The 13,529-nt window shown below is 74.2% G+C and carries 10 protein-coding genes; 5 read left to right on the forward strand and 5 right to left on the reverse strand.

Features of this window, described 5'->3' with window-relative positions:
* The first annotated feature begins 20 nt into the window (after positions 1–20).
* Together ABZU25_RS03445 and ABZU25_RS03450 are read left to right on the forward strand one after the other, a co-directional pair.
* The gene (locus ABZU25_RS03445; RefSeq protein ID WP_355027714.1) at positions 21–2,144 is read left to right on the forward strand and encodes a RecQ family ATP-dependent DNA helicase; all 2,124 of its coding nucleotides are present in this window, start codon (positions 21–23) and stop codon (positions 2,142–2,144) included.
* Positions 2,145–2,277: 133 nt separating this feature from the next.
* The gene (locus ABZU25_RS03450) at positions 2,278–3,327 is read left to right on the forward strand and encodes a hypothetical protein (RefSeq protein WP_355027715.1); all 1,050 of its coding nucleotides are present in this window, start codon (positions 2,278–2,280) and stop codon (positions 3,325–3,327) included.
* Positions 3,328–3,347: 20 nt separating this feature from the next.
* Here the strand turns inward: ABZU25_RS03450 and ABZU25_RS03455 are convergent, their stop codons facing one another.
* Positions 3,348–3,764 (reverse strand): helix-turn-helix domain-containing protein, encoded by a 417-nt coding sequence (locus ABZU25_RS03455; protein WP_355027716.1) that lies wholly within the window; start codon positions 3,762–3,764, stop codon positions 3,348–3,350.
* A 250-nt stretch (positions 3,765–4,014) separates the two neighbouring features.
* Between ABZU25_RS03455 and ABZU25_RS03460 the strand changes: the two genes are divergently transcribed.
* On the forward strand, positions 4,015–4,473 hold the full coding sequence (locus ABZU25_RS03460) for a hypothetical protein (protein ID WP_355027717.1): 459 nt from the start codon (positions 4,015–4,017) through the stop codon (positions 4,471–4,473).
* 18 nt (positions 4,474–4,491) lie between these two features.
* On the opposite strand, the gene ABZU25_RS03465 is transcribed toward ABZU25_RS03460, so the two are convergent.
* From ABZU25_RS03465 to ABZU25_RS03480, 4 genes are all read right to left on the reverse strand, one after another.
* Positions 4,492–5,667 carry an SAM-dependent methyltransferase gene (locus ABZU25_RS03465; protein ID WP_355027718.1) on the reverse strand — a complete coding sequence of 392 codons (1,176 nt, stop codon included), beginning with the start codon at positions 5,665–5,667 and terminating at the stop codon, positions 4,492–4,494.
* Positions 5,668–5,755: 88 nt separating this feature from the next.
* A complete protein-coding gene (locus ABZU25_RS03470; protein ID WP_355027719.1) occupies positions 5,756–7,483 on the reverse strand; it encodes a DEAD/DEAH box helicase in 1,728 nt (575 codons plus the stop codon).
* A gap of 520 nt (positions 7,484–8,003) precedes the next feature.
* Positions 8,004–8,231 (reverse strand): DUF3107 domain-containing protein, encoded by a 228-nt coding sequence (locus tag ABZU25_RS03475; protein WP_355027720.1) that lies wholly within the window; start codon positions 8,229–8,231, stop codon positions 8,004–8,006.
* A gap of 64 nt (positions 8,232–8,295) precedes the next feature.
* Positions 8,296–8,934, reverse strand: coding sequence for a TetR/AcrR family transcriptional regulator (locus tag ABZU25_RS03480; protein WP_110563158.1), 639 nt, complete (start codon positions 8,932–8,934; stop codon positions 8,296–8,298).
* Between the two features lie 1,574 nt (positions 8,935–10,508).
* Between ABZU25_RS03480 and ABZU25_RS03485 the strand changes: the two genes are divergently transcribed.
* Together ABZU25_RS03485 and ABZU25_RS03490 are read left to right on the forward strand one after the other, a co-directional pair.
* Positions 10,509–12,527 (forward strand): hypothetical protein, encoded by a 2,019-nt coding sequence (locus ABZU25_RS03485; protein ID WP_355027751.1) that lies wholly within the window; start codon positions 10,509–10,511, stop codon positions 12,525–12,527.
* 23 nt (positions 12,528–12,550) lie between these two features.
* Positions 12,551–13,525 carry an alpha/beta hydrolase gene (locus ABZU25_RS03490; RefSeq protein WP_355027721.1) on the forward strand — a complete coding sequence of 325 codons (975 nt, stop codon included), beginning with the start codon at positions 12,551–12,553 and terminating at the stop codon, positions 13,523–13,525.
* The last annotated feature ends 4 nt before the right edge of the window (positions 13,526–13,529 follow it).

Raw genomic sequence — 13,529 nt, forward strand, 5'->3', positions numbered from 1 at the left:
GGCGCTGGTAGAAATGCCGGGTGGAGACAGCAGAGCGGGCAGGGGTGCGGGAGCGGGCCGAGGCGGTGCTGCGCCGGCTGGCCGGTGACCACGCCCGGCTGCGCGAGGATCAGTGGCGGGCGATCGAAGCCCTGGTCGTCGACCGGCGGCGGGTGCTCTGTGTGCAACGCACCGGTTGGGGCAAGTCGGCTGTCTACTTCGTGGCCACCGCCCTGCTGCGGGAGGGCGGCGAGCACGGCCCGACCGTCATCGTGTCGCCGCTGCTGGCGTTGATGCGCAACCAGGTCGAGGCGGCTGCCCGGGCCGGCATCCGGGCTCGCACGATCAACTCGGCGAACCTCGACGAGTGGGACGAGATCACCGCCGAGATCCAGACCGGTGCGGTGGACGTGCTGCTGATCAGCCCGGAGCGCCTCAACAACCCGGACTTCCGTGACGGTGTGCTGCCGAAGCTGGCCGCGACCACCGGGCTGCTGGTGGTCGACGAGGCGCACTGCGTCTCCGACTGGGGGCACGACTTCCGGCCCGACTATCGGCGGTTGCGCACGTTCCTCGCCGAGCTGCCCGAGCGCACGCCCGTGCTGGCCACCACCGCCACCGCCAACACCCGGGTCACCCAGGACGTGGCGGAGCAGTTGGGCGACGCTCTCGTCCTGCGCGGCACCCTGGACCGCGAGTCGCTGCGCCTCGGCGTGCTCGACCTGCCCAGTCCGGCGCACCGGCTGGCCTGGCTCGCCGACCACCTGGACCAGCTGCCCGGCTCGGGCATCGTCTACACGCTGACCGTGGCGGCAGCGGGGGAGACGGCCGAGTTCCTGCGCTCCCGCGGCTACCCGGTTTCCTCGTACACGGGGCAGGTCGAGGACGCCGACCGGCGGGCCGCTGAGCAGGACCTGCTCGACAACAAGATCAAGGCGCTGGTCGCCACCAGCGCGCTCGGCATGGGCTTCGACAAACCCGACCTGGGCTTCGTCGTCCACCTCGGCGCCCCGCCCTCGCCGATCGCGTACTACCAGCAGGTCGGCCGCGCCGGACGTGCCGTGGAGCACGCGGAGGTGCTGCTGCTGCCCGGTGTCGAGGACGCCGCGATCTGGCGCTACTTCGCCTCGCTGGCGTTCCCGCCGGAGCAGCAGGTGCGTGCCGTGCTGGCCGCCCTGCACACCGACCGCCCGCTCAGCACCCAGGCCCTCGAACCCCTCGTCGACCTGCGCCGGGCCCGGTTGGAGCTGATGCTCAAGGTGCTCGACGTGGACGGCGCGGTCCGCCGGGTGCGCGGTGGTTGGCTCGCCACCGGCGAGCCCTGGGTCTACGACGAGGCCCGGTTGCGGCGCGTCGCCGAGGCCCGCACCGTCGAGCAACAGGCCATGCGGGAGTACGCGACCACGCCCGACTGCCGGATGCGGTATCTGCGGGAGTGCCTGGACGACACCGGGGCGGCCGACTGCGGGCGGTGCGACAGGTGTGCCGACCCGCTCTTCGCCGCCGACGTGTCGACGGCCGCGCTCGCCGCCGCGCAGACGTTCCTGGGCCGACCCGGCGTGGAGATCGCCCCCAAGAAGCTCTGGCCGACCGGCCTGGACGCGGTGGGCGTACCCCTGAAGGGCCGGATCGCCCCCGCGGAGCAGGCGCTGGCGGGCCGGGCCGTGGGGCGCCTGTCCGACCTGGGCTGGGGTGGTCGGCTGCGTGATCTCGTCGGCCCGGACGCGGCGGACGCGCCGGTGCCCGACGACGTCGCCGGCGCGGTGGTGGAGGTGTTGAAGGCGTGGGCGCACGGCGACGACCCGTGGCCGCGCCGGCCGGTGGGGGTGGTCGCTGTCGGTTCCCGGCGACGGCCCCGGCTGCTCGGCTCGTTGGCCGAGCGGATCGCCGCCGTGGGCCGGCTGCCGCTGCTCGGCGAGGTCACCTCGGCCGGTCCCGGCGGCCCGGCCGGGCCGCGCGGCAACAGCGCCCAACGGGTACGCGCGCTGCACGACACGTTCACCGTGCCGGCCGACCTGGCCGACGCTCTGGCCGGCCTGGACGGCCCGGTGCTGCTCGTCGACGACCTGGTCGACTCGGGCTGGACGATGACGTTGGTGGCCCGGGCACTGCGCCGGGCGGGCGCACCCGACGTGCTCCCGCTCGCCCTCGCCGTGGCCGGTTGACCCGCTGGCACCTGGGTGGGCCGGTCCGCGCACGTCGGCGCGGGAAAGTTCCCGGGCTGCGGCGAATGCGACGGTCGCCACGCCGTCCGGGCGTCGGCCTGGGGTGGTCCGCCGCGGCGGTACGGTGGGCGGCATGACCGACCAGCACCCCGCCGCCGTGCCGGTGGTGTCTGACCAGGTCCCCGACGTGGCGGCGCTGCCCGGCCAACCTGCCGACGCGGCGGTGCGGTCTGACCAGGTCCCCGACGTGGCGGCGGTGCCTGCTCCGGTCTCGGCCGCGCCGGACCGGAGCACCCTCCGGCTGGCGTTGGTGGTCGGCGGGCTGGTGCTGGCGGTGCTGCTCGGCTTCGGCCTCGGCCGGGTGAACGCCACCGGGACCACCACCGGCAGCCCCTCCCTGGCGGCCGAGCACACCGACCCCCCGGGCATCGGGCCGCACAGCCACGGCAGCACCACGAGCACCGATCAGGGCGCGGCCACCGAGCCGGGCGGGCTGGCGGTCAGCTCGGCCGGGTTCACCCTGGCCCCCCTGGGCGCCGAGTTCGCCGCCGGTCGCCCCGGTCAGCTCCGCTTCCAGGTGCGCGACGCGCAGCGCCGGCCGGTGACCCGCTTCGCGGTCGTCCACGACAAGCCGATGCACCTCGTCGTCGTCCGCCGCGACCTGACCGGCTACCAGCACCTGCACCCGACGATGGCGGCGGACGGCACCTGGTCGGTGCCGTTGATTCTCGCGCAGCCCGGCGTCTGGCGCGCGTACGCCGACTTCACAGTGGTCGCCGACAACGGCGCGCAGACCGCGGTGACCCTCGGCGCGGACCTGGTCGCGCCCGGCGACTACCAGCCCCGGTCGCTGCCCGCCGCGGCCACCTCGACGACGGTGGACGGGTTCACCGTCGGCTACCAGGGCACTCCGCAGGCCGGGGCGACAGTGCCGTTGACCTTCCGGATCGACGGCTCCGGCGGTGCCGCCCCGCTGGAGCGTTACCTCGGCGCGTACGGGCACCTGGTGGCGTTACGCGAGGGCGACCTCGGCTACCTGCACGTGCACCCGGAGCCGGAGCTGGTGGACGGCCAGGTCAAGTTCTGGTTGACCACCCCCGGGCCAGGCCGTTACCGCCTCTACCTCGATTTCCAGGTAGGAGCCGACGTCCACACCGCCGAATTCACAGTCACCGTCCGCTAGGACGAGCGTTCCGTGCGGGGCTAGCCGGCGCGGCGGATGGGGCGGCGGGCCAGGTAGCGGAGCAGGTCGCGGATGTGGTGCTTCTCCTCGGCGGGGACCGTCGGGTCGGCCAGCCGGTCAAGGATGGCCCGGACGTCAGCCTCGACGGGGCCGTCGTCGTGGCGTCGGCGGGGCGTGGGGCCGGCGTCGGGCAGGCCGAGCGCGCGGAACGCGGCGGCGACCGGCAGATCCAGTGCGGCGCAGAAGCCGCGCACCTTGGCCAACTCGGGATAGTCCTGCCAGTCACCGGCCAGCCAACGAAACACTGTGGAGCGGCCCACACCGGTGTGCGCGGCAAGATCGGTCACGGTCCAGCCACGTTCGTCGCGAGCGTCGTCGATGGCGCGCCGGACGAAGCGGGCGAAGGCCATCTGCGGTGTTACGTCGGCTGATCCCATCCCTGCGTGTCTTTCCCCCCTGCCGGCGCACCGGGACAATGCGCCTTCCGAGGGTAGTACGTCCGGGGCCCGAAACAATTGACTGAGCGCACAAACTGTCCCGTGGACGAGACTTTTTCTCCGCCGGGATGCCGGCCGGCCGAAACAGGCTCCGAGCGATCATCATCGTTCTTCTACTAGGCTCGGTGCCCGTCCCGGCCTGGCGTCTGACCGCCAGCCGTGTTCGACCGGATCACCGCCGAGGAGCACCATGGCCGATTCGAGCCGCCCCCAGCCGTACCAGCCCGGTGCGGTCAGCCTCTTCTTCGTCGCCAAGACTGGCGTCTTCGCCGCCGCGTTCTGGATCTGGTTGCTGATCCTGGTGCTGCGCACCGACTCCGCGACCGGCCAGCACGTGCTGGCCGCCACCGGTGCGATCACCACCACGCTGGTCGGCGTGGTGCTGGGCGCCCGGATGGCGTTGCAACACAACGCCGCCATCCGGCACGCGGAGATGAAGAAGCTGCTCGTCGACATCTCCTGGAACGCCTTCGCGGCCGCCGGCAACGCCGAGAGCACGGGCAAGGTCGTGCCGTTCCCCACCGCCCCGGCCGACGGCGGTTGGGCCGGTCAGCGCAGCGGTGGCGAACGGGTGACGGTCCTCGACCGTGGTGCCGGCGAACGCACAAGTGGCCGGGATCGCGGCGGCAACGGCGAACGGCGTCGTTAGTCGTCGCCCAGGTGCCGACTACGTCGCCGGCTGCCGGTCGGCCGGCTCCCCGTCGGCGGCCAGCAGGGTCGCCAGCCGGGGCGTGACCCGCCACTGGTCCACCAGCTCGCGGTACTCCTCACGCTGCGGTCCGGTCGCCTCGGCGCCGGTGCGGCGGGCGCGGATCAGCAGGTTGCGGGGCGTGTGCTGGGAGTCCACGAACTCCACCACCTCGGTCCGGTACCCGTGCACCCGCAGCAACCCGGCCCGCAGCGCATCGGTGAGCACGTCGGCGAAACGTTCGCGCAGAATGCCCTGCCGGGTCAGTAGCTCGTACGGGGAAGGGGCGGGATGGGCGCGGAGTTGCTTGGCCAGATCGTGGTGGCAGCACGGTGCGGCCAACACCCAGCGGGCCTCCCAGCGCACCGCACGGGCCAGCGCCTCGTCGGTGGCGGTGTCGCAGGCGTGCAGCGCCAGCACCAGGTCGGGGGCGGGGTCGACGACAGCGTCGGCGATCGTGCCGGCCACGAAGCTGATCCGGTCGGCCCAGCCCAGCCGCTGCGCCAGCTCGGTGTTGCGCCGCCGCTGGTCCTCCCGGACGTCCACGCCGACCAGCTGGACGTCGAGCCCACGACTCGTCAGGTAGCGGTACGCGGCGAACGTCAGGTAGGCGTTGCCGCAGCCCAGGTCGACCACCCGGAGCGGACCGGTCAGCTCGTCGGGCAGGGTCGCGGCCAGGGCACGTAGGAACGCGTCCACCTGGCGGCGTTTCGCCGCCGAGCCGCCGATCTCGGCGAAGATCGGGTCACCGGGGTCGAGCAGATATTCCTTGGCCCGGTCATTTCCGCTGGGTGTCGCCGCCGCACGGGCGGTCACGGCCCGGTGCACCTGCGCCTCGCCGGACTTGGTCACCCGTAGTTGCAGCGTCGCGGCGGTCGTCTCGACGTGCCAGTTGCCGAACGGCTCGGCCAGCAGCTCGTCGACCGCCGCAGCGGCGTCGGGACCGGAGGCGATGTTGCGGGTGTACGGGCGAGCGCCGTCGGACGTGGTGATCTGCATTCGGGGCCCGGCCTTGAGCGTCACCGGGCGCAGTTCGGCCCGCGCGACGGTGGGGTGGCGTCCGCGGCGACGTCCGGCGGCAACCGCCCGGGTCAGCGCGGGGTCGAGCAGCAACGCCCGGACCTCGGTCAGGGCGGCTTCCAGTGATTCCGGCATCGTTCCATCTTCGGCAGGCGGGGTGGGAGAAGGGAACATCCCCCGTACCGCGCGAGGCGGTGCGGGGGATGTCAGATGTTGCTGGTGGTCAGTCGGCTGTCGCTTCGGCCGGCGTACCCGCGTCGGAACCGCCACCACGGCGGCGCCGACGGCGGCGCGGCTTCGACGGCTCACCGTCGGACGCGGCGGCCGGCTCGGTCGGGCCGGAGTCAGCGGAGATCACCGCGGTCGGCTCGCCCACGACCGCCTCACCGGCCCGGCGGCGACGCCGGCGGCGGGGGGTACGGGTGCCTTCCTCGGCGTCGACGGCGGCGTCGACGACGGCGGCGGGCGCCTCGGCAACGGCCGGGGTGCCGGCGTCGGACCGGTCCCGGCGACCGTCACCCCGCCCACGGCGCTCGCCTCGGCCCTCACCACGGCTCTCACCTCGACCCTCGCCGCGGCTCTCCCCGCGTCGGCCGCCCCGACCACCGCTGTCGCCCCGACGGGAGCGGGTCGTGCCACCCAGATCCTCTTCGATCTCGGCGGACAGCCCGGCCCGGGTGCGCTCCGCGGTGGGCAGCGTGCCGCTGACCTCGGTGGGGATGTGCAGGTCGGTGTAGAGGTGCGGCGACGTGTGGTACGTCTCCGGCGGCTCCGGCATCTCGAGACCGAGGGTCTTGTCGATGATCCGCCAGCGCGGCATGTCGTCCCAGTCGACGAAGGTCACCGCGACGCCCGTCGCGCCGGCCCGGCCGGTACGACCGATCCGGTGGGTGTAGGTGTCCTGGTCTTCCGGGCAGTCGTAGTTGATGACGTGGGTGACGCCGGTGACGTCCAGCCCGCGGGCCGCCACGTCGGTGGCGACCAGAATGTCGATCTTGCCGGCCCGGAAGGCCCGCAGTGCCCGCTCGCGGGCACCCTGGCCGAGGTCACCGTGCACCGCGGCGACCGCGAACCCGCGGAAGTCGAGGTCCTCGGCGACCCGGTCGGCGGCCCGCTTGGTACGCGTGAAGATCATGGTCAACCCACGCCCCTCCGCCTGGAGGATGCGCGCCACCACCTCGACCTTGTTCATCGAGTGGGTGCGGTAGACCAACTGCTGGGTCTGCGGCGACGGGCCGGTCTCGGCGGTGTGCCCGGCGTGGATCGTCATCGGCTGGCGCAGGAAACGCCGGGACAGCGTGACGATCGGGTCCGGCATGGTGGCCGAGAAGAGCATCGTCTGGCGGTCTTCCGGGAGCATCGCGAGGATCTTCTCGACGTCGTCGAGGAAGCCCAGGTCGAGCATCCGGTCGGCCTCGTCGAGGACGAGCGCGTGCACCCGGTCCAGTCGGAGGTGCTTCTGCTTCTGCAGGTCCATCAGGCGGCCGGGGGTGCCGACCAGGATCTCGACGCCCTTGCGCAGCGCGTCGATCTGCGGCTCGTACGCCACGCCACCGTAGATCGGCAGCACCCGGACGCCGCGCGTCCGGCCGGCGGCGGCCAGGTCCTTGGCGACCTGGATGCCCAGCTCGCGGGTGGGGACCACGACCAGCGCCTGGGGGACGCCGTCGCTGCCCTCGCCGGGTGCGAAGACCCGGTCCAGCAGCGGAACGCCGAAGCCGAGGGTCTTGCCGGTGCCGGTGGGCGCCTGACCGATCAGGTCGACGCCGCGCAGCGCGATCGGGATCGCGTACTCCTGGATGGCGAAGGCGCGGGTGATGCCCGCCGCGGCCAGGGCCTCGACGGTCTCGGCGCGGGCGCCAAGTGCGGCGAACGTGGGGGCCTCGGGTCGAACCGGGGCGGTGGGGGCCAGTTCCTGGCCGTCCATCAAATCTTGAGTCAGCTCGCTCATGTGGATGTGGGGGTGCCCTCTCGTGGGTGCGCCCGTCATGTCCTCAGGGCGCGATCGGTATGACGCGGGCCACACGGTCGGCGGCAGATTGCCGAGCCGGACCGGGCCGCACGCGCGCCGCGGGCTGAGCTTCGATCAGATCGGCGCCCACGGCAACTGCTCCATGCTACCTGAACAGGCATGGCCTCGTCCCGATTCCCGGTCGGCCAGGCGACACGCGGGGGCGATGATTGTGACCTGTGTCACAGATGGGGCGGTGTGACGTACCCCGCGCGAGTCACCGACGCGCGGTCCGGTCCATGCCGGGCGGGGTGGTGGCCGAGGCGTGCGACGTCATCCAGGAGCCCGAACCGAGCGGGGCGCGCTCGCCGCGTCGCTCCCGGCCGGGCGAGGTGCCGGCTGTCCGCAGGCGCGGCACCGTGCGCCGTGCGGCGGGCCTCCGCCGGCCGGAACCGCCGAGCATCGGGTGCCGGCCCGCGGCAGGTGGCCCAACGCCGACCTGCCGCGATGGCCGGACCGGTCAGCGGACGGTGAAGCCGACCGCCCGGGACGACGCCTCGGCGATCTCGACGTAGGCGACCTTTTCGATCGGAACGATGATCCGCCGGCCCTTCTCGTCGGTCAGGGAGAGCGTGCCGCCGTTACCGGCGAAGGCGTCGGTCACGATCTGCTCGATCTCGGCCGGCGACTGCGCGCTGTCCAGTACCAGCTCACGCGGCGCGTACTGCACGCCGATCTTGACCTCCACTGTGCCTCCTCAACTGGGGCGAAAGAACCGCCCTGGGAAGGCTATCCGATCACGGGGTCAGCGGTCAGGCTGACTCACCTTGCAGCGGGAAGCTCGCGATGCCCCGCCAGGACAGCGCGGCCACCAGTGCCTCGGCCTCGGCCTTCGGCACCTGGCGGCCACCGGCCAGCCAGAACTGCGCGGCCGTCTCCGCCGCGCCGACCAGCCCGGAGGCGAGCAGCTCGGCGTGGGCCCGGCTCACCCCGGTGTCCGAGATGATGGTGTCGGTGATCGCCGCGATGCAGCCCTGCTCGACCCGCTCCACCCGCTGCCGCACCGCCGGGTCGTTGCGCAGATCCGACTCGAACACGAGCCGGAACGCCTCGCTCTCGTGGTCGACGAAGTCGAAGTACGCCCGCACCGACGCACCGACCCGCTCCTTGTTGTCGCTGGTGCCGCGCATCGCGTCCTGCACCTGAGCGACGATGGCGTCACAGTGCGTGTCGAGCAGCGCCAGGTAGAGATCCATCTTTCCGGGAAAGTGTTGGTAGAGCACCGGCTTGGAGACCCCGGCCCGCTCGGCGATGTCGTCCATCGCGGCGGCGTGGTAGCCCTGCGCGACGAACACCTCCTGCGCCGCAGCGAGAAGCTGCTTACGGCGCGCGGAGCGGGGCAGGCGGGTGGGCCGGCCAGCGGTCTGTGCACCGTTCCCCGCAGCGGTCATGGGATCCTCCGAGTTCTCTGTACGAGCCGGCATTTTCCCCCCAGACCGGGCAGGGCCCGTGACCCCCGTCGTGGAAATGGCCCGCCGCTGTAACTTATCGCCACTCTCGGCACACGGTAGCCTCAGCGGGGGCGACCAAGGAGCGCGCGGTGAGTGAAACAGGGCAACCCGGAGCCGCCACCCCGGGAGAGCACGGTGACGGAGCGGGTCAGCACGACGACCCGGGCCGTTCCGTCAGCGGGTGGGCGCCCCCGGCGGGTGGGTGGCCCCGAGCCGCCGATCGCGAGGATGCCCGGGACGAGGCGCCCCGCTGGCAACCCGACCCCGCGGCTGGCTGGCGCACCTCCTCCAGCCGACACGGCGACCTGCCGGCGCCCCTGGTCGGGCTGCCGAATGACCTCGATCCGCCGACCCGCGCCAACGGCCACCACACCAATGGCGTGCACCACCCGGACGACACCAACGGCGTCCGCCAACCCGCACTCGAACCACCCGCGGGCCGCCCCACGCCGGTGAGCGCACCGCCGGGGCTGCCCGCCGAGGGTCGACCCGACGCGACCGGTGACCGGCTGGTGGTGCCCGCCCAACGCCCCGTCCCTCCGCTGGAGCAGGGTGCCGGCGAGCCCGACAAGGGCACCGCCACACGCTCCACCGTCGATCCGGCCGCCGCGCACCGCGCTCGCTGGGCCGAGCCAGGCCTGCCCACCTCCGCGCCGCCGGCCGTCCAGGTGCCGCCCGTCGGCACCGCCGCGTCGGGCTTCGAGGTGCCGCCCGGCTTCCGCGCGCCGACCAGCGAGCGGCTGGCCGCCGACGAACCGGCCGCGCCACGTGACTGGCGGGACCCGCTCGCACCCGAGCAGCCGGCAGCACCAGGCCGCCCACCGGGGCCGGCCGGACACGCCGACGCGGCCGAGCCGGGTCGCGCCGCGGACAACTCCCGACCAGGCGAAGCGCACCGTGCCGGCGAGTCGCCGGCCATCGAACCGGACTGGTCGGGGCCGAACTGGAACCGCCCGAGCTCCGGCGCCGGGTGGGCTCCGCCCTGGTCCCGCCCCGACGACGAGCCGGCTGCTCCCAAGGCCCGGGACGAGGCCGCGCCGGGTTGGGTCGCCGAGCCCCACCAGCCGTACGAGCCGTTGCGCGCCGAGTTGCCCCGCCCCTATGAGCCGGTGCGTGCCGATCCGCCCCGCGGGTACGACGTCACCCGGGGTGAGTCCGGGTCCGAAGCCGCGCCGGTGCGCCCCAGCGAGCAGATCACCCCGCCGCCGTCCGATCGCCCGTCCTGGGCCGCACCGCCCGCCGTTGCGTCCCGGACTGTCGACGCGGACGCGTCCCCCACCAGTGGACCCCCGGTGTCGTCGTCGGGCATGACACCACCGGTCGCCGAGCGCCCCTCCTGGGCCGGCGGTCCCACGCCGACCAGCGGCCCGCCAGCCGATCGACCTTCCTGGGCCGGCGGTCCCACGCCGACCAGCGGCCCGCCGGCTGATCGACCTTCCTGGGCCGGCGGTCCCACGCCGACCAGCGGTCCGCCGGCTGATCGACCTTCCTGGGCCGGGTCCGGCGTACCCCGAATGGACCGCCCGTCCTGGGCCGGCGGATCCGAGCCCGGGCCCACCAGCCCGGCGCCAGCGCGGCCGTCCTGGGCCGCAGAAGCTGATCCGACGCCGCCCAGCGCACCGCCGGCACGGCCGTCCTGGGCCGGCGGCTCCGAGGCCGCGACCAGCGTCCCGCCGGTACGCCCGTCCTGGGCCGGCGGGTCCGTCCCCGAGCCCACCAGCCCGACACCAGCGCGACCGTCCTGGGCTGGCGGGTCCGATCCGACACCGACCAGCGCCCCGCCGACGCGGCCCTCCTGGGTCTCCGGAGCCGCGCCGGCCGACGCGCCACCTCCGGCACCGGCCGGGTCACCTCCCGCGCTGGCCGACGCGCCCCCGGCCCCGGCGGGCCCGCCCCTGGTGGCGGAGCGTCCCTCGTGGGTCGGCGGTTCGCCGACGGCGAGCAGCTCACCGGCCGAGCGGCCGGACTGGTCCGAGGGCCGGATCCCCGCCGCCCCCGCCGAGCGCCCGTCCTGGCCGGCCAGCCAGTCGACAAGCGCGACCGGCGGCGGCGAGGCGGGCGAGCCGTCCGGCCTGCCACGGCCCGAGATCCGGCCGGCCGCACCTTTCCGGCTCCGGCCGGCGACACCCGAGCCGCCCGGGCCGTCTCCCGTCGAGTCACCCCGGGCGACCGCCCCGTCGGCCGCCGACACCACGTTGTCCTCCACCGGAGCGGTTCCGCCCTCCGCCACCAGCGGGTCCGGGCGCCGTGACCGGTCCGCAGCCGTTTCCACCTCGCCCTACGCGGCTCGCCGATCCGCCCCCGACCCGACGTCGTCGACCGAGCCGGCCGACGACGGCCGGCAACCAGACCCGAGGGCGGTGGTGCTGCCGCAGCGCGTCCCCGCGGAACCGGACGTGCCCGTCGTGCCGGAGCCGCCAGCCGTGGAGCCACCCGCCGAAACCCCGGAGCTCGCCCGCATCGCCACCCACCTTCGCCGTGACGACGAACCAGCCCCGCTGCGGGAGCGCCCCGAGGGGTTTGACGTCAACGCGATCCTGGACGCCGTTCGGGAGGTTGCCGGTGTCCGCGACGCGGCGCTGCGCCGTACCCCGGCGGGGGCGCACAGCCTGCGCCTGGACCTGGCCGACGGCGCCGACCCGGCCGAGGTGAGCCGACAGGTGGCCCGGCTGCTGCAGGATCGGATGGGGCTGGCCGCCGCCCCGCAGAACGTTCCCGGCCTGCCCAGCACGCCACCTCCGCCGGTTCGCCGACGTCTGGCCGAACCCCGACCCGCCGAGCGGCGTACCGCGGAGCCGCCCGGCGCAGCCCCGCGCGACGGCGGTCCGGATGCCCGTACCGGTGAGGTTCGGGCAGCCGAGCCGACCGCGCTGGGACGTCCGTCGGGCGGCCCGGTGGAGGCCACACCGGCAGGCTCGGAGCGGTGGGCCGGCACTGACACCTCGCGCCGCCGCCGGCCGAACGCGCCGCACCGGGGTCGCGCCACGGTCGAGGAGCCCGGATCGGTCTCGGCCGCGCCGGCCGGTGCCGCGACCGGCAGCCCGGCCACGCTCGGCACGTCGTACTCCGGTGGTCAGGTGACCACGACGGAGTCGGCGCCGTCCCGACCTCTGGACACCGGGGGCGTGCCGGGGCCGCGGGTGGTGATCGACCACGTGCAGGTGAGCACGTTCGGCCTGGACGCGAACGTGGAGGTCCGGCTGCTGGCCGAGGGTGACAGCGCCTCCGGGTACGCCACCGGGCCGGCGGTGGACGGCTACGTGCTGCGGCTCTGCGCGGTGGCGGCGGCTGCCGCGGTGGACGAGTTGCTGCGGGGCACCGACAACGCCGAGCGGGGGCGCTGCTTCGTCGAGCACGCGGCGGTGGTGCCGTTCGGTAACTGCGAGGTGGCCACCGTTGTGGTGCTGCTCGTCTGTGCGGGCTGGGTCGAGCAGCTCGCCGGCTCGGCTCTGGTCGCCGGTGACCCACGGCAGGCGGTGGTCCGCGCGACGCTGGCGGCGGTGAACCGCCGGCTGGAGGCGCTGCTGTCCTGAGTGGAACGGGGCAGACTGGAACAATGAAGCGCGCCACCCTCTGGCCTGACCACCTGCTCCCCGATCACCAGGTCCCGCCGCCCTGGCCGGGCCGGGAGGTTCGCCTCGACGGCCTGGTCACGTACGTGCGGGACACCCCGGCCACCGCCGCCGGGGCGGAACCCGCGCTGTACGTGCACGGGTTGGGCGGGTCGTCACAGAACTGGACCGACCTGGCCGGGCTGCTCGCCGACCGGTTGGACGGTCAGGCCATCGACCTTCCCGGCTTCGGTCGCAGTGAGCCGGGTCCCCGTTACACCATCCCGGCCTTCGCGGATCTGGTCGTTCGCTGGATCGAGCACTCCGGTCGGGGTCCGGTGCACCTGTTCGGCAACTCGCTGGGCGGCGCGATCGCGGTGCAGGTCGCCGGGCTCCGACCCGACCTGGTCCGTACCCTCACCCTGATCTCCCCGGCCCTGCCGTTTCTCGACTTCCGCCGCTCGTTGCAGGGGCGGATGCTGCCGGTGCTCGCCCTCCCGCGGGGTGAACGGCTGGTCGCCCGGCACCTCACCCAGCTCGCTCCCGAGGTGATGGCCCAGCAGGTGCTGGAGGCGTGCGTCGCCGACCTGAGCCGGATCTGCGACCAGCGTCGGGCCGAGGCGTTGGAGGAGATCCGGGTGCGTTACGAGGCGGAGCACTACGCCGCCGCGTACGTCCGGACGTTCCGCGGACTGGTCTCCAGTTTCCTGCGGGCGTACCTGCCGGGGTCGGGGTCGCTGTGGCGGCTCGCCGAGGCGGTACGCGCACCGACCCTGGTGGTGGGTGGCCGTCAGGATCGCCTGGTCGACGTGCGGGTCGCTCCGCAGACCGCCCGGGTCATCCGGGACAGCCGGTTGATGATGCTCGACGGCGTCGGTCATGTGGCGCAGTTGGAGGTGCCCCGCCTGGTTGCCCGGGCGGTGGTCGGTCTGCTCGCCGAAACGGAGGAGACCGCGGGGCGGACCGATCTGGCAGGCTGACCTG

The sequence above is a fragment of the Micromonospora sp. NPDC005215 genome (assembly GCF_040607915.1).
GTDB lineage: Bacteria > Actinomycetota > Actinomycetes > Mycobacteriales > Micromonosporaceae > Micromonospora.